Source organism: Pseudomonas sp. GM78 (assembly GCF_000282475.1).
GTDB lineage: Bacteria > Pseudomonadota > Gammaproteobacteria > Pseudomonadales > Pseudomonadaceae > Aquipseudomonas.
Genome location: NZ_AKJF01000202.1, coordinates 1 through 26,573 on the forward strand (window position 1 = coordinate 1; position 26,573 = coordinate 26,573).

The window sequence follows — 26,573 nt, forward strand, 5'->3', positions numbered from 1 at the left end:
CTTTTCAGTAAAGCACCAAACCGCTTTTGTAGGACCAAGCTGGATTTTGATTGTTCCTATTGATCGAAATTCAGCGGCCAAAACTCGCCCCCTGAATTGCCTTCGATAGGGTGCTTGTTATCAAGTCGCCGTATCTCGTTGCGTAATTTTTTCGGCTTTGGAAGTTCATCTATCAGATGTTCAATCTCGGGGGTGGATTTAAAGCCAATGAGTTTTTCTTTCTTGCTCCATATTGAGGCTGCGTCGAGTCGTGAAAGTTTTCTTTCGAGTTTTGTGATTTGTGGTGCGGCTGAAGTGTCTCGCTTTAAGGTGATTGGGAGGTCTAAGTGCTTATGTAGTTTTTCCAAGTCATCTTCATCAAACAAGTTTGCTGTCATTGTCGTGAGTTTCTCTACTTTTGTACGGGGGTGAGGTTGAGCAAGGGAATCAAGTGTTTCTTTGCGCAGTGCGATAAAGTTATCTAGCTTACGGTGTTGCTCACTTAGTTTTCTCTGGGCTCTGGATATTCTTGCCCGAGCCACATAATATTTTCTTGAATGTACCACGCTTGAGGTGATTACCGATGTCGCCTTTTCAATAGTGCCACTTATTGCAGTCGTGAGTCTTCCCCAAGGCGACCTCCCCGTTGGGTCATCCAGGTTTATTGGATCCCCCCAGCAATACGCATATGAATTCAATCCTCCCTGCTCAAATGGACTCAGGCGATCCGGGCTGTTAAAGCGAATCAATACCGGGTTACACGCTCGATACCCATTTCCCAACAGATAATGCCCGGTTACCGGATCTGGTCGCTCGCCATTAAAGCCCAACAAACTCAGCAGCCCATTTTCAGCACCGCGGTGGCCATAGGGTGAATAGTCGATGGATTTTGGCTGTTGATCCGCTTTGGAAACTACGCGCAATACCGAACGCTGCTGATCGGTGGCCAGCAGAGTGGTGTCGAGTGCATCTCCCGATCTTTGCTGTTGTGCCAGCAACAACTCGCCATTCTGAACGAAGGAATGGCAAAGCGCGCCTTGTATCTCGGTAGCCAGGCGGCTTTTGCAATAGAAGCGCTGATGCTGTGCTTCGTTCGTTGGAGCATGGTTGATCAGCCGGTCAAGGGCGTCGTAGCGATACTGGCATATCAGGGACTGGTGTGACGATGGCATGGGTGAGTGCTCCAAAGGTCCAACCGGCAGGCGCTCAGTATTGGCTTTAGCGCTACGAGTTGGAACTATCAGAACTGCTAGGTTTGCTAGTCAATGATTCGATTATGTTTAAACAGCAGTGGAAACAGGCCGAACTCGGCATCGTCGGACAAACCGATGCGAAACACATCGCGGCTGACGGACGGGTCGCAATCCTTGGCCCGGCTCACCGCACCGGAAATGGTCTCCATGGCTGGTTGCAGTTCCTTGAGAATCACCAGCGCCCGCGGCGTCGGCTCCAGCACCCGACCGTTACGCACCAGCAGCGGGTCGTCGAACAAATCGCGCAACCGGGCGAGTGCCGCACTGACGGCGGGCTGGCCGAGGAACAGCTTCTCCCCGGCCCCGGTCAGGTTCTTCTCGAACATCAGCGTTTCGAAAATCACCAACAGGTTCATGTCCACGCGGCGCAGGTCGTTGCGGTTCATGGGGGAGGCTCGCTGGGTTTGGGGTCTTTTCAGTAAAGCAGCAAACCCTGGGCCTGCGGTGCGACCGGTCGGCTCAGTCAAGCCTCTTGTTTGCTACCAATCGAGTAGCGCTTATTTCTTATCCATTCCTTATTTTTGAAATCTTTTCATTGTTTTTGCGCATTTTGTTTCTGAGATAGATTAAGTTTGAATGAATATCTCTATTAAATTTTGGGTCGATGAGACGTGCATCGAATCCAGAGATGGCACCATTACTGTCTCGAGTTGCAATGTTGTCGAGATGCTCAAGATCTGTTTTCAATACGATATGTTGAGGGCGGTATACCGGCTTGGGGGTAGGCATCAAATGTTGCTCTTGTACTATGTCTCTTACTCTTGGTGGCAGTGCTTCATTTGCGAGATTGAATAGTTTTGGTGGTTTTTTTGTTTTGATGTAGAATGGTTCGCTTTGGTATAAGCTGAGAGTGTTTGTATAAAGCTGCTTGAAATTCTCAATTTGTTGCCTGGTCATAAGCTTCTTTATTTTTTCATTTTTTCTAATTAGTCTATTTACTTGCCAATCTTCGATGGCTCGGGTAATTGTTTTAAGAATCTTAATTGAAGCGTGGCCCGTAGGATCAATTTCATTTACAGGATCGCCCGAGCAATATGCATATGGATTTAATCCACCTCTCCCAAACGGACTCAAATTATCGGGGTTGTTAAATCGCATCAGCACCGGATTGAACGCCCGATACCCATTTCCCAACAGATAATGTTCGGTCATCGAATCATGCCGTTTGCCATTGAATCCCAGCAGACTTAGCAATCCATTTACAGCAAAACTATGTCCATAAGGCGAGTAAGCAATGGGTTGTTGAAATTGTTCCGATTTGACTATGTGCAGCACTGAGCGCTGCTGATCAGTAGCCAGTAGCGTGGTGCCGAGTTCATTGCCCGATCTTTGCTGTTGTGCCAGCAATAAGTCTCCGTGCTGAACGATTGAATCCCGAAGCGCACCTTGTATCTCAGTGGCCAGACGGCTTTTGCAATAAAAACGCTGATGTTGTGCTTCGTTCGCTGGGGTATGGCCAATTAGCCGGTCGAGGGCGTCGTAGCGATACTGGCATAGCAGGGACTCGTGTGGCGATTGCATGGGCGAGGCTCCAAAGGTCCAACAGGCAGGGGTTCAGTATTGGTTTTTGCGCAGCCAGTTGGAACTATCAGAACTGCTAGTCTTTTTGACCGATGATTCCCCGTGACCAGGGAACTTGATCCCTCGCCATGGAGCGGGCAGTACCTGCTAAAGCGGGTCGAGCTGATCCAGTGCGCGGTTCACCGCCAGTTCGCCCAGCATGACGACTTGGGCAATGCCCAGCAGGGTGTTGCGGTGCGGTCCCTGCAGAAAACCCGCCAGGTCGTTGGCCATGACATTGGCCGAGGCCAGTGATTCGCAGGCGTGGGCCAGCAGGGTTTCGGTGTCGAGTTCGGGGTTGACGATGAACATCGTGCAGAGTTTGCGCGGGGTGGCTTGGATGTCGGCGGCGGAGGCGGGATCTGTTTCTGGAGGGTTGGGTGTTGGTTTGATCATGGTTGGAACTCCTCACATCGTAAATAAGGAGCCATCACCTTTCGCTACCAAACGTAGGGTGGTGGCCATGCGCAGGTTGGTAGACCGGGATGCGAGGAGACCGGCGCGCCCGAAGACGCCCTGTGCATGACCACCATAGAAAGCAGAGACGAAAAAATCACTGCAAATGATGGTGCTGTGCACTTCGCATGGCGGGCTACCAAACCCGATCGCTGTGTTTTCAGCGACCGGCAAACGATAGAGCCCCGACCCAAGGCGCACAAGCCGGCGGATTCTGGCGTACCCGTAGGCAATGACGCAAGGCGTTGTAGCTTTCATCAAGTAACGCTGACAGCCGTTAAACAACCTCTGTAGGAGCTGACGCAGGCTGCGATCTTTTGATCTTGTTCTTTAAATCCAGATCAAAAGATCGCAGCCTGCGGCAGCTCCTACAGGGGGCGCGGGCAGCTCCTACAGGGGGCGCGGGCCGGTTCAGTTGGTCAACGCCATCTCCGGGCAACGCAAGGCGTTAGAGGCCAGCAGATCGGCAATATCTTCCTCCGAAAAGGAAAATTCCCGCAACACTGAGCACGAATGCTCGCCATTGTCCGGCGCGGGCGCATAGGGCGTCTGCGCCGCCTCCAGGCTGTTGATCGGAAACCCCGGCACCCGCACCACGCCGTGCTGCGGGTGGTGCAGATCCACCAGCATGCCATTGCTGGCGATCTGCGGATGGTTCAGTACATCGTTGTAGTCGCTGACCTTCGAACAGAGGATGTCGGCCTCGTGCAGCACTTGCAGCCAGTGTGCGGTAGGGCGGGTGAGGAACACGTCGGTCAGCGCCGCGCACATGGCTTCACGGTGCACCACGCGCTGCGCCGAGGTGGCGAAACGCAGGTCGTCGATCCATTCCGGATGCCCGAGCACGCCGCACAACGCCGGCCAACGGTTACCGTTGTACGCGGCGACCATCAGCCAGCCATCCGCCGCTTCAAACGCTTCGTTGGGCGCGGAGTAGGGCGCGGCGCTGCCGATGCGGGTCGGCAACTTGCCGTCGCAGAGGAAACTGGCCAGCGACGCCTGTTGCAGCGCCAGTGCCGAGTTCATCAGGCTGACGTCCAGGTGACCGCCGAGCCCGTCGTTGTCCCGGGCGTGCAACTTGGCCAACACCGCCATGCAGGCCATATAACCTGTGACCACATCGACTACCGGCGCCTGCACCTTGGACGGCGCGGAACCGGGAGTGCCGATCAGGCTCATCAGCCCGGAGTCGGCTTGCAGAATGCCGTCGACGCCTGCGCGATCGGCGTACGGCCCTTGCTGGCCATAGGCGGAAATCGAGCAGTAGATCAGGTCCGGTTTCAACTCAGCCAAGGCCTCGTAACCCAAGCCCAGCCGGGCCATGACGCCGGGGCGCATGCTTTCCACCAACACATCGGCCTGCATTACCAGGCGTTTGACCACCGCTGCGCTGTCCGGGTGCTTGAGGTCGAGGCTCAGGCCCAATTTGCCACGGTTGAAACCGTGAAACAGTGCGCTATCCTCGCCGACCCAAGCCGGGCCGAGGGTACGGCCCAGCTCGCCTTCGTGGGGTTCGACCTTGATCACCCGCGCCCCCATGTCGGCCAACAGCATGGTAGCCGTGGGGCCGGCGGCGATCTGGGTGAAGTCGAGGACGGTCAGGCCGTCCAGAGCTTTGCGTAACATGTTCGCCTCCTCGGGCCGTTAGCGCCCCGTGTAATTCGGCGTGCGTTTTTCGGCGAAAGCCTGGCGGCCCTCGATGCGATCTTCGGTGTCGCGCAGCACGCCCCAATACAGCTCGGTCAGGCGTTGGGCCTCGCGATCGCTTAGATGCGCGGTGCTGCGGGCCAGGGTTTGCAAGGCCTGAATCGCCAGCGGTGCTTGCCGGGCGATCGATTGCGCCAGTTCCATTGCTCGGTTCAGCAAGGTTTCGCGGTTGTCCAGGCGTTCGGAGATCAAACCGATGGACTCGGCACGCACAGCATCGATGCGCGCACCGGTCAGAGCCATTTGCAGGGCGTGGGCCGGTGGCACGGCCCGCATCAGTCGATGCAGGCCGCTGACCGCCGGGATCGAGCCAACCACCGCTTCCGGCAGCCCGAACGTCGCGCTGTCGCTGGCGATGCGCAGGTCGCACTGCAACGCCAGCTCCAGGCCGCCGCCGAGGCAGTGGCCATTGATTGCTGCGATCAGTGGCTTGTGCAGGTCCAGATCAGTGAGGTCCATCTGGCGGATGTAGAGGCCGGCGTCTGCCGCGGCATCGTTGGCCAGGAACAGCGCCTCGGCATAGGAGGCCTTTGATTGCCGCGTGCTCTTGAGGTCGGCACCGACGCAGAATGCCCGCTCGCCGCTGCCGGTAATCACCGCCGCGCGCAATTCACGACGGTCGCGCACTTGCAGCAGATGGCCGCGCAGGGCTTGCAGCGAGCCCAGGTCGAGGGCGTTGAGTGCTTGCGGGCGATCAAGGGTGATCAGCGCCACGGCGCCGTGTGTTTCGAAGGTGACTGACATGGCGCTCACCTCACACGCTGGCCGAGGACAGACTGCGTCCGCCACAGACATACAGGGTTTGCCCGGTGACGTAGCTGCTGGCCGGGGCGAGGAAAAACTCCACGGCATTGGCGATGTCATCGGGCGTACCGATGCGTTTCACCGGCACGGTGTCCTTGAGTTTCGCCTGCACTTCGGGGGCGAAACTCTGGAACAGTGGCGTGTCGACGATGCCCGGTGCGATGGCGTTGACGGTGATGCCCTTGGCGGCGAATTCGATCGCCAGGCTGCGGGTCAGGCTGACCACACCACCCTTGGCTGCCGAATAGTTGGCCTGGCCGAAACCGCCGAGCCAGGCTCGGGACGACATGTTGACGATGCGTCCAAAGGCGTTCTCCAACATCAGCGGCAGGGCCGCCTTGCAGCAGAGAAATTGCGCCCGCAGGTTGGTGTCCACCACCAGGTCCCAGTCCTGCTCGGTCATGTTGAGGAAGCGTTTATCGCGCACCACGCCGGCGTTGTTCACCAGGAAATCCAGGCGCCCGTGAGATTCGCGAAATTGCGTGAAGGCGGCGTTGACGGCCTCGCCTTCGGTCAGGTCGAGGGCGATCCCGGCAACCTGTAAATCTTCAGCCCGCAAGGCCTCGAGGCTGCTGTTCAGCGCCTGTTCGTCGCGGTCCAGCAGGTAGACAAAAACACCTTGCCGTGCCAAACGTCGCGCGATGGCCAGGCCAATGCCACGGGCCGCGCCGGTAACAATAGCGACTTGACCAATAGAAAAGTTGTTCATGGCTTCAGACTCCAAGAATGTGCACGGCGGACGCCGCATGATCGACCCCGGCGATACCGCCGCCGGTGCATTGCGCCAGCCCCAGGCGCGGGGTGCCTGCCTGGCGGTCGCCAGCGCGACCCTGCAACTGCCAGAACAACTCGACCATTTGCGCAACGCCCGTGGCGCCCAATGGATGCCCCTTGGCCAGCAGACCGCCGCTTGGGTTGACCGGCACCCGGCCGCCGAGCGATGTGGCGCCAGAATGCAGCAGCGCAACGGCGTCACCCGGCGCGGCCAGCCCCAGGGCTTCGTAGTACAGCAACTCGGCGATGGTGAAGGCGTCGTGCAACTCGACCACGCCGATGTCGGTCGGCGAAACACCGGCCTGTTCATAGGCCAGTCGAGCGGCGCGGGCGGTGATTTCGGCGTCGAGAATGTCTTCGTCACCGCTTTCGCGCAGGCCCGACACGATGATCGAACCCAGCACTTTCACGTCCTTGGCGTGAGGCCCCGGTTTGTTGCCCAGCACCAACGCGGCGGCGCCGTCCACTTGAGAGGGGCAGCACTGCAACAGGGTCAGCGGGTCGGCGATCATCCGTGAGGCCAGCACTTCTTCGAGCGTCACTTCGGTGCGTTGCTGGGCGAATGGGTTAAGCGAACCGTGATGGCGGTTCTTCACGGCCACGGCGGCGAGGTCGGCGGGCTTGGCGTCGCGCTCGTGGAGGAAACGCGTGCCGCGCATCGCGTAGACCGCTGGCAAGACCATACCGGCGGTGGCGTACAGATCGGTCATGCGGTCGTTGCGCTGCATCGGGATCATGCCGCCGCCCAGGGCGGTCAGTTGCTCGATGCCAAACACCAGCACCCGCTCGTACTGCCCTGCCAGCAAGGCGTGTCGTGCCAGATGCACCGCCGTGGCGCCGCTGGCACAGGCGTTTTCGATGTTGTAGACCGGAATGCCCTTGAGGCCCAGGTCACGCAGGATCACCTGGCCGAGGATCATCCCGCCCAGTACGTTGGCGCAGTACACCGCCTGGATGTCCGCCAGTTGCAGGCCGGCATCGGCCACCGCATCCAGAATCGCCCGTTGCGCCAGTTCCGGCGCCATCACGCCTGGGTGACGGCCGAAGACGGTCATTGCGCCGCCCATTACATGCATCTGGCTCATGGACGTGCCTCCAGGGATTGGAAAACGTAGCCGTAGGTGTCGTCGGCGATCACCCGGCATTTGTCACCGATGGTGGGGAGGCCTGGGCTGTCGATCAGGCGCCCGAACAAACGCACCGGGCCGGGCAGGTCGATGTAGGCGAGGACGAAGGGTGGCAGGCCGCTTTTCGGGCTCGGGTGCATGATGGTGAAGCTGTAGACCTGGCCTTCGGTGTCGAGGACGGTGTCGTCGAACTGGTTGCTCAGCGGCGACTCGGCAATCACGGCAGGAAAGAAGACTTCACCGCTGTGGCGATGGCGCGAGGCGCGCAAGCTCGGCGGCGTGGTGGCGGCCCAGACGGGCGTGGAAAAACTCATGATGACCTCCTGTTGTTTTGGGCTCGCGAACGAGCGCTGGAGGTCATGGTCGGGCAGGGGCGGGAGGGCCGACAAACGATATAAAAACCGGGGTGGGTTGAGAAAAAATCAACCCATGGAGAACATTAAACCTGTGGGAGCGAGCTTGCTCGCGATGACGGTGGGTCAGCCGAAACAGATGCTGAATGTGCCGCCCTCATCGTCGGATCGCCGCCCGAGGCAAGCCCGCTCCAACAGGTACAGCGTTGTGCTTCAGCCTTGCAGGGTTACTCCGGCCAAGCGCTCCAGCACTTGCACCACCTGCGTCATATCCCGCGCCGGATCGCCCTCGCTCAATGCTTGATCGAAGAACTGCTTGACCACCGAACTGGTAAACACTGGCGCCCCGGCATTCTCCGCTTCCGCCAGAAACAGCCTTACATCCTTGCGCATCAAATCCAGACGAAAGCCGAAATCGAATTCCCGGCGCATTACAGTCCCGGCAAGGATCTGTTCGCTGGTGAAACTGCGTGCGGTGCTGGCGTTGAGCATCTCGACCATCTGCCGCGCATCGAGTCCCGCCTTGACCCCGAACAGCATGGCCTCACTGGTGGCCACCAGGGTGGCGGCGACGATCATGTTGTTGACCAGCTTCAGGGTTTGCCCCAAGCCCGGCTCCGTTCCAATGTGTTCGACTTTCTTGCCGAACGCTGCGAATACCGGCTGGCAACGTTCGTAGGCGGCCAAGTCGCCACCCACCATCACCGACAACGTGCCGTTCTGCGCGCCGGCAACACCCCCGGCCAGCGGTGCATCGAGGGCGTCGATGCCGCGTTCGCCGAGCTCGGCGTGCAGACGCCGGGCCAGGCTCGGGCCGGTGGTGGAGTGGTCGACCAGGATGTTGATCTGTTGGCCGTGGATCACCCCGTCGACCCCCAGCACCACGCGTTCGACAATGTCTGGCGTGGGCACGCAGATCAGCACGATGTGCGCATGGTCGGCCACTTGCCGAGGCGTTGCATGTTGACGCGCGCCCTGTGCCAGCAGCGGCGCCAGGGCGAGCGGGTTGGGGTCGAACAGGTTTAGCTCGAAGCCGTTGTCGAGCAGATGGCGGGCCATTTTCTGGCCCATGGCGCCGAGGCCGATAAAACCGATGGAGGGGCGAGCAGGAGTGGTCATGACGGGTCTCTTTTATTGTCGTCGGAGACCCATGCTAGTCATGCCGGTAAATGACCGACAAAGCAGTTTTACGCCGCGCTGTGTTGACTAAATCTCAAGCCTGATCGCGGGTGATACGCGCCTGCTCAAGCAGCCACTCGCGGAAAATCCGCAGATCGTCACTTTCTTCGCGGTGTCGTGGCGTCAGCAGGTAATAGGTGTACACCCCCATATCCACCACCTGCTCGAACGGCCGGATCAGGCTGCCGTCCTGCAACTCCTTGCTCACCAGGAACAGCTGCGCCATGGCGATGCCCTGACCCCCGACCGCCGCGGCGTAGACCATTGACGAACTCTGATAGGACATGCCGGCCTGGGCATCCACTTCGCGACTGACCCCGGCGGCTTCCAGCCAGTAACGCCAGTCTTCGGGGCGGGCGATGGAATGCAGCATGGTGTAGCCGGCGATGTCGGCCGGGGTCTGCAACCCCGGCCCATGTTGCAGCAACGACGGGCTGCACACCGGTGCCAACTGGTTATCGCTGAGCACGTAGCAATTGCAGTTGGGCCATTCGCCGGAACCGAGGCGGATGGCGGCGTCGATGTCTTCCTTGTAGAAATCCACCGGCTCCAGCGAAGCGGTCAACAGCACCTCGATCTTCGGGTTTTGCGCATGGAAACTCGCCAGCCGCGGAATCAACCACTGCATGGCGAACGTGGTGTAGGCGCGCACCTTGAGCTGACGGCGGCGGGGCGGTGACATGAGTTTTTTGGTTGCCCCACGCAGGTCTTCGACCACCCGCGCCACCGCACGAAAATACTGCTCGCCGGCAGCGGTCAGGGTGATCTGCCGGTGACCGCGCACGAACAGGTCGAGCTTGAGAAATTCTTCCAAGGTGCGGATCTGCCGACTGACCGCGCCGGGGGTGACATTCAATTCATCGGCGGCCAGGGTGATGCTCAGATGCCGGGCGACGGACTCGAAGGCGCGGATGGCATTGAGGGGAGGCAGACGATCCATAGTGGGCAGACTCTTGTTCTTATGGGAGGAGCGGCGCGCAGTGTACGTAATGCAGAGCCTAATCCCACTTGATTAAAACTCAAGGCAGCGCGGTGTTTTTCTCGATTGTCGGGCCCGGGCCTGGCTTTCAGGATCGACGTTCGCGCGCCTGTCCGGGGTGTGCTCGAACCTGACAACAATAAGAGAAACGCGCCCATGAACAACGCCTCAAGACTTGCTGTTTGCATCGCAGCCAGCACCGTACTCAATCCCGCCTGCGCCGATATTTCCAAGGACAGCAAAGCCAGTCTGGAGCTTCGCAACTACTACTTCAATCGCGACTTCCGCCAAGCCGGCGTGGCCCAGAGCAAGGCTGAGGAGTGGGCACAGGGTCTGATCCTGCGAATTGAATCGGGCTATACCGAAGGCCTGATCGGCGTCGGTTTTGACGCCATTGGCCTGGTCGGTATCAAGCTCGACTCCGCGCCGGACCGCAGCGGCACCGGCCTGCTCAACACCGCGCGCGGGCCCGGCGGACGCACCGAAGACCAGTACGGCGCACTCGGCGCCACCGGCAAACTGCGCCTGGCCAAGAGCTCCCTGAAAGCCGGAACGCTGCTGCCGAAAATGCCGGTGGTGATGTACAACGACTCACGCCTGCTGCCGCAAACCTTTCGCGGCGCGTGGCTCAACAGCGCCGATGTCGACAACCTGTCCCTGGACCTCGGCCGCCTCGACCAGACCAAATTGCGCAATTCCTCCGACTTTGAGGACATGAGCGTCTACAACGGCGTGGCGCGCAACATCCGCCTCGGCCGTCATGCCACCAGTGAACGTTTCGATTTCACCGGTGCCACCTATCGCTGGACTTCGTCACTGAGTACGGCGTATCACTACGGTGAGCTTGAAGGGATTTACCGCCAGCACTACCTGACCCTCAACCACAAATGGGCCATCAGCGAAGGCCAAACCCTCAGCTCCGACCTACGCTGGGCCCGTAGTCTCGATAGTGGCGGCAGCAATGTCGACAACTCAGCGCTGGGTGCGATGTTCACCTATAGCGCCAGCGGCCACTCGCTGGGCCTGGGTTATCAGCGCATGAGTGGCGACACGGGTTTTGCCAATATCAACGGCACCGATGCCTACCTGGTCAATCTGGTGCAAATCAACGATTTCGGTAATCAGGACGAGCGTTCATGGCAGGCACGCTATGACTTCAACTTCGTTGGGCTGGGTGTTCCTGGCCTGACCTTCATGACCCGGTATATGTCGGGTGACAACGTCAGCGTGCGCACTCGTTCTACAGCGGGAAAGGAATGGGAGCGTGATTCCGAGTTGGGGTATGTGATTCAGAGCGGGCCGTTGAAGAACCTGGGGCTGAAGTGGAAAAACGCCAGTGCGCGAAGCAATTTTTCCAGTGATATTGCTGAGAATCGGTTGATCGTCAGTTATTCGCTGGGGTTTTGGTAATTCTGAAACCTGAAACAACTGATGAGTATCTGCCCCGAGGGAGCAAGCTCCCTCGACGCAGTGATTTTCTACTTTGGAGCACACATCTCATTCACTGATTGAATAAGCATGTACCCGAACGATTTTATCTGGGGGGATTGCTCAAGAATCGACCTGCGTTCGCGTCATGGGCGTGCCTACTGTTCTCCAACCCACTTCTTATCTGAGTTGACTGATGAGGTAAACGTGGAGCTCGTGGTGTTGGCATACGCATCCCGACCCCGACCCCGACCCCGACCCCGACTAAGCTGAGAATCCCCATTGTGCGTGGATCTCCACTTGGTGCAGGAATAGAGTCGTCGTGCCAATTCGCTTCGGCAGCATCAAGCGCTTCATTTCTGCGGGCAGTAGCTTCGCGCGCATTCTCCAGTCGGCGAAGGGTTTCGGGATCGTGCGAAAATTCAGGTGTATCGGTAACAGTGCGTCGCTGACTGGTATTCGTTGCATTGAGACTGGAAGCGTTCATGGGCCTTACTGTCGCCGGAGGACTCAATGGTGGTGTTGTATCCAGCACCATTGTTCGATTCGTACCGGTCCGGGGGATCGGGAGGGTCGGGGGCGTAATACCATTAGGGAGCGGCAAGCGCGCAATACGATTAAGGTTATTTGGTACAAATGCCGAACGAGGGGAAATGAAATGTCCTGTCGGATCCATTTGATTCACGGGATCGCCTTGGCAGTAGGCATATGGATTCAATCCACCCTCCGCAAATGGACTCAAGTTGTCGGGACTGTTAAACCGCAACAGCACCGGATTGAACGCCCGATACCCATTTCCCAACAAATAGTGCCCGGTCAACGGGTCCGGTCTTTCACCGTTGAAACCGAGCAGGTTGAGCAACCAGCACGTAGCGGGGTGGTGGCCGTAGGGCGAATAGCCGATGGGCTGTCGTTGATGATTGGAATTGAGCGCCTGCAACACTGAGCGCTGCTGATCGGTAGCCAGCAGCGTGGTGTCAAGTACATCGCCCTCGTGCTTCTGTTGTACCAACAACTGGTCGTCATGCTGAAATATTGAATACTGCACCGCCCCCTGTATCTCGGTGGACAGGCGGCTTTTGCAGTAGAAGCGCTGGTGTGCGGGCGTATCCGATTGGGTTTGGTTGATCAGACGATCCAGTGGGTCGTAACGATAATGGCAGAGCAGTGTTCGTCGTGGGGAGGGCATTGGGGCGCTCCTGGCTTTCGAGGGCTGGGGGTTTGAGTATCTGCGACTGTACCGAGGTTGAGTACTAGCAGAACTGATAGTGTCGCGTCTGCTTGCTGCCGATCTTGTGCAGGAGCGAGCTTGCTCCGGGCGGCGTTCCGACGAAAAACCGAAGGTGCCTCTGGGCATCTGGTTTTTCGCGTTATCGTTTACGACCATCGCGAGCAGGCTCGCTCCTACAGGGAATCGTGGTGTTTTCGGGTAACGAAAAAGGCGCAGCAATAGCTGCGCCCTTGGATGTTGGCGAACGCTTTAGAGCCGAATGATCACCGACTTCAACTGCGTGTAATGCGCCAACGCATCCACCCCTTGCTCGCGCCCGTAACCACTTTGCTTGAACCCGCCACACGGCGTTTGCACGAACCCGCCGCTGTATTCGTTGACCACGATGCGCCCGGCCTCCAGTTGCGCGGCGACCCGATGCACGCGGCCGATGTCGCGGCTCCAGATCCCGGCGCCCAGGCCAAACTCGCTGTCGTTGGCGATGCGCAAGGCATCGGCTTCATCCTTGAACGGAATCACGCAGACTATCGGCCCGAAGATTTCTTCCTTGGCCAACGTCATGTCGTTGGTCACGCCGGTGTACACGGTCGGTTCGATGTACCAACCGTTTTCGTAGCCCGGATGACTGGCGACTTTGCCGCCGATAGCCGGCTTGAGACCTTCGCGTTCGGCGATAGCGAAATAGCTTTGGATTTTCTCGAATTGCGCGTGGGTGGTGATCGGGCCTGAGGTCGCGTCATCCTGCGGGCCGACTCGCAGCTGGCCGACTTCGACCAGCAGTTTGTCAACGAAACGCTGGTAGATCGATTCCTGTACCAGCAAGCGTGTGCCCGCCGCACACCATTGGCCGCTGTTCCAGGTGAAGGCCAGGGTCGAGCCTTTGGCGGCGGCGTCGAGGTCGGCGTCGTCGAACACGATGTTGGCCGACTTGCCACCCAGTTCCAGGGTCAGCGGCAAAATGCGGTCCGCTGCGATATGCCCCAATTCCTGGCCGGCGCGGATGCCGCCGGTGAAGGAGATTTTGCGGATGTGCGGGTTATGCGCCATGGCCGGGCCGATGATGCTGCCCTTGCCGACGATCACGTTGAACACGCCCGGTGGAACGCCAGCCTCGACGGCCATGCGCGCCAGCTCCACCAACGACGCCGAGGTGTGCTCTGAGGGTTTCGCCACCACGGTATTGCCGGTGGCAAGGGCCGGGGCGATGGCGCGGGCGGCCTGATGCAGCGGGGCGTTCCACGGCAGGATCACGCCGATCACGCCGAACGGATCGCGGCGGGTGTAGACGTGGTAGTTCGGGCCCTGGTTGATCACTTCGCCGTCCATGACATTGACAATGCCGCCGTAGAACTCGAAGTACTGCGCGGTCAGGTCCATCAGTTGCGCCATTTCCCGACCAGGCTTGCCGGTTTCGGTGCGTTCCAGGGCGCCAAGGGTGCTTTCACTGGTGCGGATCAGGCGCCCGAAATCGTTGAGGATGCGGCCGCGCTCGGCCGGGCGCATGTCGCGCCAGGCTTGCAGCGCCGCGGCGGCGCAATTGATGGCGATGGCCACGTCGGCCAGGCCGCTGTTGGCCACTTCGTTAAGTTTTTCGCCGGTCCGCGGGTCGATCTTGTCGTCGTATTGGCCATCCAGCGGCGGCGTGTCGCGCCCGTCGATGAAGCTGTTGGTTCTATCAAACATTGCCGGTTCTCCTCGTGAAGCTGTTCTTGTCATTACTCATGGGGAGGGTCGTGGGCAGCCCATGATTGCCTGCCATTACGGCTGCTCACCGATCACCCTTCAACCGAGTTTTAAAGGGCTGTGCGTTGAGAAAACCTCAAGGCAATGGATTGATATTTAGTCAACCGAACCGGCCGGAAAACTCGCTACACGAAAGCTCGGCAACGCCGGATATTTCTCTCGTAGCAACGCTGGGGCCGCGTTCAAAGGTCAACAATAACAGCGCCCACGGGAGTCTTGAAAATGAGCAACTACAACACAGTGGACGGCCAACTGCCGTCGTCATCCACTGCAACTGCGAGCCTGCAATCCGAGGGTCGGCCACTCAACCGTGCCGAGAAAAAAGCCATTGTCGCCGCCACCCTGGGTACCATCGTCGAGTACACCGACTGGGTGATCTACGCGACATTCTCCTCGATCCTCGCCAAACAGTTTTTCCCCGCCGGTGACGGCGTCACTGCTTTGCTGTCGGTGTTGGCGGTGTTTGCCGTCGGCTTCATCATGCGTCCCATCGGCGGCGCGGTGCTGGGCCAACTGGCGGACCGTTATGGCCGCAAGAAGGGCCTGACGCTGTCGATCCTTTTGATGTCGGTGGCTTCGCTGGTGATCGGCATCTGCCCCAACTACGAAAGTATCGGCATCGCCGCGCCGGTCATTCTGGTGATTGCCCGTCTGGTCCAGGGTTTCTCAGCGGGCGGCGAGTTCGGTTCGGCATCAGCGTTTTTGATCGAGTCGGCACCCGCGCATCGCCGGGCGTTTGCCGGGTCCTGGCAATGGTTCGCCATCAACGCCGGCACCCTGGTGTCGTTCCTGCTCGGGTTTGCGCTCGCTTCGATGGGCAGTGACACTGCGCTGTACGATTGGGGCTGGCGCGTGGCGTTTGTGATTGCTGCGTTGATGGGCCTGATTACCTTGTGGATTCGTCTGTCGGTACGTGAAACCGAAATCTTCAAGACGCGGGTTGCTTCCCACAGCAAGAAACGACCGATCCGTGAACTGCTGTTCAGTCATCGCCGCGATGCCCTGCGGGTGATCGGGATCGCCATGGCTGGCAACTTGCTCAATTACGTATGGATGGTCAGCTATCCCAATCAGGTGCACCTGATCACCGGCATGTCGATCCGCGACACCTTGCTGGCCGGGGTGATTTCCGTTGGCGTGTCGCTGGTACTGCTGCCGTTCGCCGGCAAACTGGCGGATCGGGTAGGGCGCCGTCCGGTGCTGATCGCCTTTGCCATCGCTTCGATCCTGTGGGCCTGGCCGAGCTTCGGGTTGCTGCACAGCGGTATCAGCCTGATGGAAGTGACATTGATCCAGACCGTATCGATGGTGATCATGACCGGTTTCGGCGCCGCGTCGGCAGTGACCATGGCCGAGCAGTTCCCGGCCGAGGTACGCGTCACCGGCATTGCCTTGCCCTACGCCTTGTCGGTGACCCTGTTCGGCGGCACCGCGCCGTACCTGATGGCGGCGATGACGGGTTGGGGGTATGGCGGGCTGTTCTGGATTTACCTGGCGGTGATCAGTGCGATCAGTCTGGTGGTTTACCTGCGGATGCCTGAGACGCGAGGGCAGGCGTTGCGTTGATCCAAACCCTGTACCCATCGTTCCCACGCAGCAAAGGAATGCAGCCCGGGACGCTCCGCGTCCCTTTCGCGAGTTGGAACGCGGAGCGTCCCTTGAGGCATTCCCACGCAGAGCGTGGGAACGATCATATGTCCGACCCGGGCTCCGTCAGCACCTTCCTGAACGTTTCCACCAACGGTCGCAGATTGATCCGGTGCCACGCCGCCCACAGCGGTCTGGTCAGGGGAATCCACGGCACTTCCCGCAGCACCACGCCCGGCGGTGCGTTACGGCTCAAGCCTTTCTGGATCATGGCGATGCCCAGCCCCGAGGCCACCAGCGCCATTGCCGTGAAGGGGCCGGTGGCTTCCATACGGATATCCGGGGTGAAGCCTGCGCGGATGCAGGCGCTGACGAAATTCTCGCGGCCGGTGACATTCTGGTGCTGCACGCCGATCCACTCCTGTTCGGCAAGGTCGGCGGCGGTCAATTGCGTCTGGCTGGCCAGCGGGTGATGTTCGGGCAGGGCCAGCAACATCGGGTCATCGAGCACCTGGAAGCCCAGCAGGTCAGGGTCGTCATCGGTCGGCGGCTCACTGACCAGGGCGATATCCAGACTACGCTGTCGCAGACCTTCGAGTTGTTCAGCCGAGCTCAGGTTGTACAGCGCCACGTGCACGTTCGGCCGGTCGCTGCGCAGCACGCGCAAGGCATTGGGCAGGACGCCGGCGTGCATGGCGTTTTCGATGTAGCCGATGCACAGGCCGCCTTCCTCGCCACGCCCCAGGCGTTTGCCGAGGGATTCCAGGCGATTGGCGTGGGTCAGCAGGGCGCGGGTTTCGGCGAGGAAGGTCTGGCCATCGCGGGTCAGGCGGATGCGTTGCTGGCTGCGCTCGAACAGGGTCAGGCCCAGGCGTTCTTCGAGCTGGGCGATCTGCCGGCTCAGGGGCGACTGGGAAATGTGCAGGCGCTCGGCGGCGCGACCGACGTGTTCTTCCTCGGCGACGGCGACGAAGTAGCGCAATTGGCGGATATCGATCATGTAAGACCTCCAGGGACTCAAGTGCTGCGCATTATGTCCTGGACGGTCCGATGGTCGCAATCTAGGATCTGCTCAACGGTCACCACCTGACCCCTGAACTGATGAGGAATTTGTTATGAGCTTGAAAGACAAACTGCCCGGCGCACTGGGTTTCGGCACTGCACCGCTCGGCAACATGTTCCGCGCCATTCCCGAAGAAGAAGCGCAAGCCACCGTCCACGCCGCCTGGGATGCCGGGGTGCGTTACTTCGATACCGCGCCGTTCTACGGTTCGGGCCTGTCGGAAATTCGCCTGGGCCAGGCACTGTCGCGCTACAACCGCGACGACTATGTACTCAGCAGCAAGGTCGGCCGGGTGATTCTCGACGAAGTCGAAGACGCCGCCGCCCGTGATCTGGGCGAGAAGAGCGGGGTGTTCGAACACGGTCTGCCGAACAAGATCGTCAACGACTACAGCGCCGATGCGACCCTGCGTTCCATCGAAGACAGCCTCAATCGCCTGCAAACCGATCGCCTTGACATCGTCTGGGTGCACGACATCGCCCAGGACTTCTACGGCGATCAATGGCTGGAGTACTTCAACCAGGCGCGTACCGGTGCGTTCAAGGTGCTGACCCGCCTGCGTGAAGAGGGCGTAATCAAGGGCTGGGGCCTGGGCGTGAACAAGGTCGAGCCTTGCGAACTGACCCTGGATTTGAGCGAAGCGCAGCCGGACGGCTTTCTGCTGGCGGGCCGCTACACTCTGCTCGACCATGATCGTGCCTTGCAGCGTCTGATGGACGCGGCACTGGCGCAGAACGTCGAGATCGTGGTCGGCGGTCCGTACAGCTCGGGGATCCTGGCCGGTGGCGCGCACTTCGAATACCAGAAGGCCAGCCCGCAGATCATCAATAAAGTCGAGCAGATCAAGCGCATCGCCGCTGCCCACGGTGTCAGCATCAAAGCGGCTGCTTTGCAGTTCTCCCTGGCCAACCCGGCGGTGGCGGCGGCGATTCCAGGTGCCAGCCGTCCCGAGCGGATTGCCGAAGATGTCGCCGCACTGTCCGAGGTGATTCCCGCCGCTTTCTGGCAGGCACTGCGTGACGCGAAGCTGGTCTCCGAGCGTGCCCCATTACCCATCATTGGAGCTTGAGCATGAAAATCGATCTGAGTGGAAAACTGGCGATTGTCAGCGGCAGCACGGCCGGCATCGGTCTGGGGATCAGCAAGGCGCTGGCCGAATGCGGCGCCACGGTGGTGGTGATCGGCCGCGATACGGCCAAGGTCGAGCAGGCGCTGGCGAGCATTCGTCAGCAAGTGCCCGGTGCTCAACTGCGCGGGCTGACCGCCGACCTGGGTACAGCTGCAGGCGCGGAAAAACTGTTCGCCGCCGAACCCCGCGCCGACGTGCTGGTGAACAACCTCGGGATCTACAACGATGTGGACTTCTTCGAGACCCCGGACAGCGAGTGGACACGCTTCTATGAAGTCAACGTGATCTCCGGTGTGCGCCTGGCCCGGCATTACGTACCGGACATGGTCAAGCAGGGCTGGGGTCGGGTGATTTTCCTGTCTTCGGAATCCGGCGTGGCGATCCCCGCCGAGATGATCAACTACGGTGTGACCAAAAGCGCCAACCTGGCCGTGTCCCATGGCCTGGCCAAACGCCTGGCGGGCACCGGGGTGACCGTCAACTCGATCCTGCCGGGGCCGACCCTCACTGATGGCGTGGAGGAAATGCTCAAGGATGCCATCGCCGCTTCCGGACGCAGCGTTCGGGAGGAGGCCGATGCCTTCGTGCGCAAGGCCCGGCCGAGCTCGATCATCCAGCGCGTGGCGGATGTCGAGGAGGTGGCAAACCTGGTGGCGTACATCGCTTCGCCGCTATCCTCGGCCACCACCGGCGCTGCCCTGCGGGTCGACGGCGGCGTCGTCGACAGCCTGGCCATCTGAACCTTTTTCAATCTGGAGTCTATTTTTCATGGCAACAACCTCAGCATCCATCGACATCCCGGCCTCGGCCGATCAGGTCTGGCAATTGATCGGCGGTTTCAATTCGCTGCCGGACTGGCTGCCGTTCATTCCCAAGAGCGAACTCAGCGAAGGCGGGCGGGTGCGCAGCCTGCAGACGGCGGACGGCGCGGTGGTGATCGAGCGCCTGCAAGCGTTCGACAACGATGGCAAGACCTACAGTTACTCGATCTTGCAGGCGCCGTTTCCGGCCACTGATTATCTGGCGACGATCCGCGTTGAACCGCAGGGGCAGGGCGCCCGGGTGACCTGGTCCGGTCGGTTTGAGCCGGTGGGGGTGAGTGACGAGGAAGTGGTGGCGTTGTTTACCGGGATTTATCAGGGTGGGCTTGAGGCACTGCGGGCCAATTACCCAACCTGAAAAACACCAAAGATCCCCTGTGGGAGCGGGCTTGCCCGCGATGGCGGTGTAACAGACGAAAATGAAGTCGCCTGACACTCCGCCATCGCGGGCAAGCCCGCTCCCACAGGTTTTGTGTCAGGTCGGGGTAATCAAACTCTCCCGACAATCGAGCACCAACCGCGCCCCACCCAATTCACTCGTCCCCACCTCCAGCGCAAACCCGTGCAGGCTGACAATCGCCGCGACGATCGACAGCCCCAGGCCGAAACCGCTTTTCAGGTTTCCCGCCTCGGCGCGATAGAAGCGCTGGAACACCGCCTCACGTTCAGCCTCCGGAATACCGGGACCGCAGTCGTGCACTTCGATGCGGGTATGCCCGTTCTCATTGACCCCCCGCAGAATCACCTGGCCACCGGGCGGGGTGAATTTGATCGAGTTGCTCAACAGATTCGCCACCGCTTCGAACAGCAAGGCGCGATCGCCATTGAGCGAAGGTAGCGAAGCGGGCAGTTGCAGTTCGAACGTCAGGCCATCGTCCTCGGCCAACGGCAGATAGAACTCATGCAGTTCCTGCAGTAACGGCACCGGGTCCAGCTGTACGAAACCGGACCGGCGCTGGCGATCCTCCAGTTCGGAGATCCGCAGCAACCCGCGAAAACGCGCCATCAGGGTGTCGGCTTCGGCCAGCACCGCGTCCAGTTGCGTCGCTTGCGTCGAGCCTTCGCCGGCCTGTTGTTGCATGCGGTAAAGCTGCGCGCGCAGGCGGGTCAATGGGGTGCGCAAGTCATGGGCGATGTTGTCGCACACGCCCTTGACCTCGTTCATCAAACGCTCGATGCGTTCGAGCATGGCGTTGACGATGGCGGCCAGCATGTCCAGTTCATCGCGGCGGTTGGACAGCGGCAGGCGCCGGGTCAGGTCACCGGCGACGATGGCTTCGGCGCTGCCCTGGATCGCGCGAATGCGCCGCAGCGGTCGGCGGCGCAACAGGTGCCAACCGACGATGCCCGGCAGGATGGTCAGGGTCACGCCCCAGAACAAGGCGTGGAGGATGATCCGGGTCACGGCAAACAACGAACCGTTGTCCCGCACCAGAATCAGCCAGCGGCCATCCTTCGTCTGGGTCGCCACGGCGTCGCAGCTATCGATGGGCAGGGTCGGGTCGTCGGACTCGGCGCAGTCGTTGAGCATGTGAATCTTGCCGTCCAGCGGCAGGCCTTTCGGAATGTGGCGCAGGGCTCCGCTGAGGTAACGATGCTCGGCATCGAACAGGCCGTAGGCGTCGATGCCGCGGATGTCGAAGGTCATGCTGACGGCGAGGGCGTCCGTCAATTGATCGCCCTGGAAGTGCGAAAACAGATGCTGGCGTTGCATCAGCGAATGCTTGGCCAGGTTGTCGAGGTAGGCGGACACCTCGTAATACATGACCCCCATGAGAATCCCGCTCCAGGCCACGAACAACGCACTGTAGAGCGCCAGAAGGCGACTGGTGGAAGAGCGCCAGCCTTTAGACGGGTTCGGCAATGACATAACCCGAGCCTCGCACGGTTCGAATCAACGGGACATTGCCAGGTGGGTCGATTTTCTTGCGCAGGCGGCCGATGTGCACGTCGATCAGGTTGGTACCGGGGTCGAAGTGATAACCCCAGACCTCTTCGAAAATCATCATCCGCGAGAGGATTTGCCCGGTGTTGCGCATCAGGAATTCCAGCAGTTTGTATTCGGTGGGCAGCAGCGTGAGCAATTCGCCGTTACGGCTGGCTTCGTGGCTGATCAGGTTCAGCTCCAGATCCGCCACCCGCAACGTAGTGGCCTGGGCCGTCACGTTGTTCTGCCGGCGCAGCAGGACTTCGACCCGGGCGGCCATTTCATCGGTGGCGAAGGGTTTGGTCAGGTAATCGTCGCCCCCGGCACGCAAGCCGCGCACGCGCTCGTCGACATCGGAGAGGGCGCTGATCATCAGGATAGGCGTGGCCACGCCCATGGTGCGCAACGTGGTGACGATCGCCAGGCCGTCGAGCTCGGGCAGCATGCGGTCGAGGGTGATCAGGTCATAGTGGCCGCTGACCGCACGTTCCAGCCCCTCGCGCCCGTTGTCGACCCAGTCGACGTCGAGGCCGTGGCTGCTCAGTTCGGCGACGATTTCCCGGGCGGTCACGGCGTCGTCTTCGATGGTCAAGATGCGGGTCATAGGGCTGGCCTGATTAGGTATTCACAACGAGGTGGGCCATTTTGCCAAGAAATGATCAACCGCTGACTAAATAAAAGTTCATGGACAAATCCAGTGTCGGTCAATGCATAAAACCCGCTGCGCCCAGCCTTTCGTTGCAAATTGCATGGCCCTGGGAAGTTCAAACTTTCTAAGCTGCTGAAAGCGCAGGATTTATTAAAAAACCGCGACTGGCACGCTGACTGCAATTGCTCTTACGAGACTTGTAACACCATCTTTCTGCCTGGAGCGATACAACAATGAATAGATCCTCTGAGGGTTTCTATCCCGTCACCGAAGAGTTGAGCGCGGCGTCGGGCGTGTCCTGGGGGGCGATCTTCGCCGGGGCCGCGGCTGCGGCGGCGTTGTCGCTGATCCTGGTGCTGCTCGGATTCGGCCTGGGGTTCTCGGCGGTTTCGCCGTGGGCCAATGAAGGCATGAGCGCCAAGGGCCTGGGCATATCGACGATTATCTGGCTGGCTGTCACGCAAATCGTCGCTTCCGGGGCCGGTGGCTACATCGCCGGCCGGTTGCGGGTGAAGTGGGCGTATATGCATGGCGATGAAGTCTACTTTCGCGACACCGCCCACGGCTTTCTGGCCTGGTGCGTGGCGACGCTGGTGACAGCGACGCTGGTGGCCGGTTCGGTCAGCAGCATCGTCAGCGGTGGCGTTCAGGCCGGGGCGCAGGTTGCCGGTGGCGCTGCTACGGCAATGACAGCAGCGGCGGGCACCGCGGCAGCCAACACCGACAGCGATCAGTACGGTTACTACATCGACAGCCTGTTTCGTACTAACCAGCCGGCGGCCGTCAGCGATGACGCCGCCCGCGGCACGGTGACGCGCATTTTCGTGCGCTCCCTGAAAGACGGCCAGTTGTCCGCTGAAGACCGCACCTACCTGGCACAACTGGTGGCGCAGCGGACCAACATGACGCAAGCGGACGCGGAGCGTCGTGTCGACGAGGTTTATGCCCGCACGCAAAAAGCCGTGGCCGACGCCAAGCTGGCTGCGCAACAAGCGGCCGACACCGCCGCCAAAGTCGCCGCCTGGACCACCTTGTGGATGTTCGTCGCGCTGCTGGCCGGCGCGTTCTTCGCCAGCCTTGCCGCCACCTTCGGCGGTCGTCGCCGGGATGCCGTGGTGTATCTGGAAACCGACACCTACGTCACCACAGCTCCGATTCGCTAACCCAGGAGAATCATCATGCGTTCATTACTGTTGTTCTTTCTCGGCGTACCGATCCCGATCATCATCCTGATCGCCTTGTTCATGCACTGATCTTGCGGGGCTTGTGCCTCTGCCGCTTCTGCCTTCTTTGGCAGGAGCGGCGTTTTTGTTTGGACAGGTACATTGATGTTGGCTGTGATTGCGTCATCGCGAGCAGGCTCGCTCCACAAGGGGGAATGCATTCCAAATGTGGGAGCGAGCCTGCTCGCGAAGAGGGCAGATCAGGCGCAATAGATTCACCCATCAATCGGCGTCGTAACGAACGCCTCAAGCTCCTCGGCATATTGGGTAAATGCAGCGATCCGCGGGAACTGCGCAACATCAACCTGATCCGGCACCACCAGATTGGTAAAGCTCCAGGCCACGGCCAACGTGATGCCATCCTGAGCAATCGAGCCATCGGTTTTCAGCGGCTGCTTTTCCAGCTCCCGTTCCAGCGCTCCATAGGCGGCCGCCAATTGCCCCTCGACCCGCTCGACCCAAGGCTGGAACTGGATCTCTGCCGGGCGCAGGTTGCGCTCATAATAAAGCTGCACCGACTTTTCGCTGGCGGCCAATGCCAGGCCAATCAGGCGCAGTGAGCGCAGGCGATCTTCGATACTCTCGGGCATCAGGCTGCGTTCCGGACCCGCTAATGCCTCCAGGTAATCGATGATCAACGTCGAATCCATCAACACTTCACCGTCATCCAGGATCAGGGTAGGCGCCTTGACCACCGGGTTGATTTGCCGAAATTGTTCGAAAGTCCTGAACACCGACACCGATTCGTGCTCCAGGGTGATGCCCAGGCGCTTGGCAGAAATGGCGACGCGTCGCACGTAAGGTGAATCCAGCATGCCGATCAGCTTCATATAACCGCTCCTTGAGATAGCCATTTCGCGAGCGACAACCTTAGCTGAGCCCGGTCGACCTGCAAACCGGGGCATGCAGCTCAGCGGTTTGTCTTCCATATAAGCTTCGCAGGATTGAATTTCTTGCTATAAACGCACTCCGATATGCGCCTGGATGCCTGTCTTAGAGCATTTTCGAGGCTTTGTCGGACAAATTCGCTGTCTTTTCAGTTGCTGAGGCCTCAAGTCGGCCTTAGACTGCCGCCCCTCGTAAATTGAGTGCCGGGTGGCGCTTGGTATAAACGGCGCCTTTGCGATGACCTTCGATGGTCCGCCGCAACGCTCCCTAATTCGCCTTAATGCACGTTTTTTTATAGAGATATCAATGACAAAGGACAAGTTGCTGGCCATGCCGGCGGATGACTACATGAATGCCGAGCAACATGCTTTTTTCTCCGAGCTGTTGCAGAACATGAAAGTCGAAACCCATGAGCGCATCGAACAGAACCGCATCGCCATCGAAAGCCTGGACACTCCGGCCGACCCGGCTGACGCCGCTTCCGTCGAAGAAGAGCGCACTTGGCTGGTGAACGCGATCGATCGTGATCAGCGCATGCTGCCGCAGTTGGAGCAAGCCCTGGAACGCATCAAGGAAGACAGCTTCGGCTGGTGCGATGACAGCGGCGAGCCAATCGGCCTCAAGCGCCTGCTGATCAGCCCGACCACCAAGTACTGCATCGAAGCTCAAGAACGTCACGAGCAGATCGACAAGCACCAGCGTCAGGCCTGATTCTGTCGGGTAGCCCATTTAACCGGGGCTGCCTGGAAAAGATCGCAGCCTGCGGCAGCTCCTACGGGTTCAAGTGAACTTATGTAGGAGCTGCCGCAGGCTGCGATCTTTGCTTTTCGACGTCTACACAATCCCCCCGAACTTCTATTGATCTGCTGCAACGTCCCCGACTAAAGGCTCATGGATAATGGCCTTATGCTGGCGTTTAATGCGAAGACAACAACTAGAAATTGGCGGGGTGAAAAAGATGACGAGAGACGGATCTCGGGTGGCGGCAGTGCCTGCACCCGTGCTTTTGCCGAACAACCGCTGGTTGACGCCGACACTGCAAAGCATCGCCCTGGTGCTGCTGTTGTGTGGCATGACCCTGGGTGGCTGGTCGCTCTACCTTGGCCTGCCATTGGCCGTGCTGATCATCTGGCTGCCGCGCCTGCGCTCGCGCGCAATACCCCAAACCGCGCCTGTCGATACCTCCAACGCACTCTCGGCGTTAACCCGCGAACTGTCCTATACCACCAGTCATAACGCCCTGTCCGCCGCCGGCGTGGCCTACTCGGTCAAGCAACTGGCCGACAAGTTGCAATCGCAACTGGGTGCGGCCGCGCAAATCGTCGGCAATGCCGACGTCATGATCGCCACCGAGCAGGCCACCTCGGCCCTTAGTCGCCAGGCCCTGAGTGCCGCGAGTGAAGCGCATCAAAGCGGCGTGGCAGGGCGTACCGAATTGATCGAGTCCATTGCGCGCATGCACCAGCTCAGTCAGCGGGCCAACAACAGCCGTGAGCTGATCGAAGCCCTGAGCCTGCGCAGCGACGAGATTCAGCGGGTCACGCTGGTGATCCAGTCCATTGCCAGCCAGACCAACTTGCTGGCCTTGAACGCTGCCATCGAAGCGGCGCGGGCCGGCGAGCACGGTCGTGGCTTCGCGGTGGTGGCCGATGAGGTGCGCGGGCTTGCCGCGCGCACTGCCACCGCCACCGGAGAAGTTGGCGACATGGTGGCCGATATCCAGCAACGCACCGCGCAAGTGGTCGAGCAGATCCGCCAGTTGTCCACCGACCTCGACACTGGCGTCGGCCAGGTCGAACAGACCGGCCAGCATCTGGAAAACATTGCCCGCCTGGCTGCCGGTGTCGAAAGCCAGGTCGGAGAGATCGCTCGCGGTGCCGAAACCAACCGCGAACAACTCGATAGCCTGTTTCACGCCATCGAGCAGATGCGCAGCGACCTCGCAATCAGTGACCAACAGACCCAGCGCCTGGCCCTGGCAGCGGTGCAGATGGAAGGCCAGGCCGAGACCATCAGCGAGCGCCTCGCCGAAGTCGGCCTGGATGACTACCACCAGCGGATCTACGACCTGGCCCGGGAAGGCGCGAGCCAGATTGCGGCGCGTTTCGAGGCGGATATCAATGCAGGGCTCATCAGCCTCGAAGACCTGTTCGACCGCCAGTACCAGGCGATCCCCGATACTCAGCCGGTCAAGTACCGGACGCGTTTCGACCGTTACACCGATCAGGTCTTGCCGGGGATCCAGGAGCCGCTGCTGCCACGCCACGAAGGCCTGGTGTTCGCCATCGCCTGCACCCAGCAGGGTTATGTGCCGACGCATAACAAGGCGTTCAGCCAGCCACTGACCGGCGACGTACAGCGCGACACGCTGAACAACCGCAGCAAACGCAAGTTCACCGACCGAACGGGGATTCGCTGTGGCAGCCATCAGCAGGCCGTGCTGTTGCAAACCTACACCCGCGACACCGGCGAGTTGATGCACGACCTGTCGGTGCCGATCATGCTCAAGGGGCGTCATTGGGGTGGATTGCGCTTGGGCTACAAGCCGGAAAACCCTCGATGATGGACGCAATGCTGTTCACTCAAGCATGGGTTGGAATAGGGATTGGGGGGCATATCCATTGCTGCGGTAACGGCCACTTATGGTTTCGCCCTTACGGCGACTCACTTTTTCAAACGCGCCTGCGTTCGGCCATCGTGGTTTAACGGGGCG

Annotated in this window: 24 protein-coding genes and 1 pseudogene; 8 read left to right on the forward strand and 17 right to left on the reverse strand. The window is 60.1% G+C overall.

From position 1 onward, the window contains the following. Positions 1-56: 56 nt before the first annotated feature. From PMI35_RS34280 to gcvA, 11 genes and pseudogenes are all read right to left on the reverse strand, one after another. Positions 57-1,151: an RHS repeat-associated core domain-containing protein gene (locus PMI35_RS34280; protein WP_008065292.1), complete on the reverse strand. Its 1,095-nt coding sequence runs from the start codon at positions 1,149-1,151 to the stop codon at positions 57-59. A gap of 98 nt (positions 1,152-1,249) precedes the next feature. Further along, positions 1,250-1,618 (reverse strand): annotated as a pseudogene (locus tag PMI35_RS03680) (LysR family transcriptional regulator); the annotation flags it as partial. Between the two features lie 118 nt (positions 1,619-1,736). Then, the gene (locus tag PMI35_RS34285; RefSeq protein ID WP_008065295.1) at positions 1,737-2,753 is read right to left on the reverse strand and encodes an RHS repeat-associated core domain-containing protein; all 1,017 of its coding nucleotides are present in this window, start codon (positions 2,751-2,753) and stop codon (positions 1,737-1,739) included. 147 nt (positions 2,754-2,900) lie between these two features. Continuing rightward, positions 2,901-3,188: a DUF6124 family protein gene (locus PMI35_RS03675; RefSeq protein WP_008065296.1), complete on the reverse strand. Its 288-nt coding sequence runs from the start codon at positions 3,186-3,188 to the stop codon at positions 2,901-2,903. Positions 3,189-3,659: 471 nt separating this feature from the next. Beyond that, positions 3,660-4,874, reverse strand: coding sequence for a CaiB/BaiF CoA transferase family protein (locus PMI35_RS03670; protein ID WP_008065297.1), 1,215 nt, complete (start codon positions 4,872-4,874; stop codon positions 3,660-3,662). Between the two features lie 18 nt (positions 4,875-4,892). After that, positions 4,893-5,699 (reverse strand): enoyl-CoA hydratase/isomerase family protein, encoded by an 807-nt coding sequence (locus PMI35_RS03665; RefSeq protein ID WP_008065298.1) that lies wholly within the window; start codon positions 5,697-5,699, stop codon positions 4,893-4,895. 10 nt (positions 5,700-5,709) lie between these two features. Further along, the gene (locus PMI35_RS03660; protein WP_008065299.1) at positions 5,710-6,468 is read right to left on the reverse strand and encodes an SDR family NAD(P)-dependent oxidoreductase; all 759 of its coding nucleotides are present in this window, start codon (positions 6,466-6,468) and stop codon (positions 5,710-5,712) included. A 4-nt stretch (positions 6,469-6,472) separates the two neighbouring features. Continuing rightward, positions 6,473-7,618 carry a thiolase family protein gene (locus PMI35_RS03655; protein ID WP_008065305.1) on the reverse strand — a complete coding sequence of 382 codons (1,146 nt, stop codon included), beginning with the start codon at positions 7,616-7,618 and terminating at the stop codon, positions 6,473-6,475. Beyond that, the gene (locus PMI35_RS03650) at positions 7,615-7,974 is read right to left on the reverse strand and encodes a Zn-ribbon domain-containing OB-fold protein (protein WP_008065308.1); all 360 of its coding nucleotides are present in this window, start codon (positions 7,972-7,974) and stop codon (positions 7,615-7,617) included. The genes PMI35_RS03655 and PMI35_RS03650 overlap by 4 nt, the downstream gene beginning before the upstream one ends. 252 nt (positions 7,975-8,226) lie before the next feature. Further along, positions 8,227-9,132 carry an NAD(P)-dependent oxidoreductase gene (locus tag PMI35_RS03645; protein WP_008065310.1) on the reverse strand — a complete coding sequence of 302 codons (906 nt, stop codon included), beginning with the start codon at positions 9,130-9,132 and terminating at the stop codon, positions 8,227-8,229. A 94-nt stretch (positions 9,133-9,226) separates the two neighbouring features. Further along, positions 9,227-10,132, reverse strand: a complete 906-nt coding sequence (gene gcvA / locus PMI35_RS03640) for a transcriptional regulator GcvA (protein WP_008065312.1) — start codon at positions 10,130-10,132, stop codon at positions 9,227-9,229. A gap of 195 nt (positions 10,133-10,327) precedes the next feature. On the opposite strand from gcvA, the gene PMI35_RS03635 reads away from it, so the two are divergent. Next, positions 10,328-11,581 carry an OprD family porin gene (locus PMI35_RS03635; RefSeq protein ID WP_008065314.1) on the forward strand — a complete coding sequence of 418 codons (1,254 nt, stop codon included), beginning with the start codon at positions 10,328-10,330 and terminating at the stop codon, positions 11,579-11,581. Between the two features lie 124 nt (positions 11,582-11,705). On the opposite strand, the gene PMI35_RS34290 is transcribed toward PMI35_RS03635, so the two are convergent. Then, entirely contained in the window at positions 11,706-12,788 is a 1,083-nt protein-coding gene (locus PMI35_RS34290; protein ID WP_008065316.1) for an RHS repeat-associated core domain-containing protein, read from the reverse strand. A gap of 291 nt (positions 12,789-13,079) precedes the next feature. Continuing rightward, positions 13,080-14,513, reverse strand: coding sequence for an aldehyde dehydrogenase family protein (locus PMI35_RS03630; protein WP_008065318.1), 1,434 nt, complete (start codon positions 14,511-14,513; stop codon positions 13,080-13,082). A gap of 282 nt (positions 14,514-14,795) precedes the next feature. Between PMI35_RS03630 and PMI35_RS03625 the strand changes: the two genes are divergently transcribed. After that, positions 14,796-16,139 (forward strand): MFS transporter, encoded by a 1,344-nt coding sequence (locus tag PMI35_RS03625; protein WP_008065320.1) that lies wholly within the window; start codon positions 14,796-14,798, stop codon positions 16,137-16,139. A gap of 124 nt (positions 16,140-16,263) precedes the next feature. Here PMI35_RS03625 and PMI35_RS03620 read toward each other — a convergent pair whose 3' ends face one another. Next, on the reverse strand, positions 16,264-17,160 hold the full coding sequence (locus PMI35_RS03620; protein ID WP_008065322.1) for a LysR substrate-binding domain-containing protein: 897 nt from the start codon (positions 17,158-17,160) through the stop codon (positions 16,264-16,266). Positions 17,161-17,275: 115 nt separating this feature from the next. Here PMI35_RS03620 and PMI35_RS03615 point away from each other — a divergent pair, with 115 nt between their 5' ends. The 3 genes from PMI35_RS03615 to PMI35_RS03605 are packed head-to-tail and all read left to right on the forward strand — an operon-like array spanning position 17,276 to position 19,531. Then, positions 17,276-18,292, forward strand: a complete 1,017-nt coding sequence (locus PMI35_RS03615) for an aldo/keto reductase (RefSeq protein WP_008065324.1) — start codon at positions 17,276-17,278, stop codon at positions 18,290-18,292. A gap of 2 nt (positions 18,293-18,294) precedes the next feature. Next, positions 18,295-19,092, forward strand: coding sequence for an SDR family NAD(P)-dependent oxidoreductase (locus tag PMI35_RS03610; RefSeq protein WP_008065326.1), 798 nt, complete (start codon positions 18,295-18,297; stop codon positions 19,090-19,092). A 28-nt stretch (positions 19,093-19,120) separates the two neighbouring features. Beyond that, a complete protein-coding gene (locus PMI35_RS03605; protein ID WP_008065327.1) occupies positions 19,121-19,531 on the forward strand; it encodes an SRPBCC family protein in 411 nt (136 codons plus the stop codon). A 117-nt stretch (positions 19,532-19,648) separates the two neighbouring features. Here the strand turns inward: PMI35_RS03605 and PMI35_RS03600 are convergent, their stop codons facing one another. Together PMI35_RS03600 and PMI35_RS03595 are read right to left on the reverse strand one after the other, a co-directional pair. After that, complete coding sequence (locus PMI35_RS03600) at positions 19,649-21,043, reverse strand: sensor histidine kinase (protein WP_008065328.1); 1,395 nt, start codon at positions 21,041-21,043, stop codon at positions 19,649-19,651. Further along, entirely contained in the window at positions 21,021-21,704 is a 684-nt protein-coding gene (locus PMI35_RS03595) for a response regulator transcription factor (protein WP_008065329.1), read from the reverse strand. Before PMI35_RS03595 ends, PMI35_RS03600 begins: the two co-directional genes overlap by 23 nt. Before the next feature lie 278 nt (positions 21,705-21,982). Here PMI35_RS03595 and PMI35_RS34855 point away from each other — a divergent pair, with 278 nt between their 5' ends. Further along, positions 21,983-22,912 (forward strand): hypothetical protein, encoded by a 930-nt coding sequence (locus PMI35_RS34855; protein WP_008065330.1) that lies wholly within the window; start codon positions 21,983-21,985, stop codon positions 22,910-22,912. A gap of 275 nt (positions 22,913-23,187) precedes the next feature. On the opposite strand, the gene PMI35_RS03585 is transcribed toward PMI35_RS34855, so the two are convergent. After that, the gene (locus PMI35_RS03585) at positions 23,188-23,802 is read right to left on the reverse strand and encodes a glutathione S-transferase (protein ID WP_008065331.1); all 615 of its coding nucleotides are present in this window, start codon (positions 23,800-23,802) and stop codon (positions 23,188-23,190) included. 364 nt (positions 23,803-24,166) lie between these two features. Between PMI35_RS03585 and PMI35_RS03580 the strand changes: the two genes are divergently transcribed. Continuing rightward, positions 24,167-24,571, forward strand: coding sequence for a TraR/DksA family transcriptional regulator (locus PMI35_RS03580; protein WP_007935965.1), 405 nt, complete (start codon positions 24,167-24,169; stop codon positions 24,569-24,571). A gap of 628 nt (positions 24,572-25,199) precedes the next feature. Next, positions 25,200-26,423: a methyl-accepting chemotaxis protein gene (locus tag PMI35_RS03575; protein WP_443217075.1), complete on the forward strand. Its 1,224-nt coding sequence runs from the start codon at positions 25,200-25,202 to the stop codon at positions 26,421-26,423. Positions 26,424-26,573 lie beyond the last annotated feature (150 nt).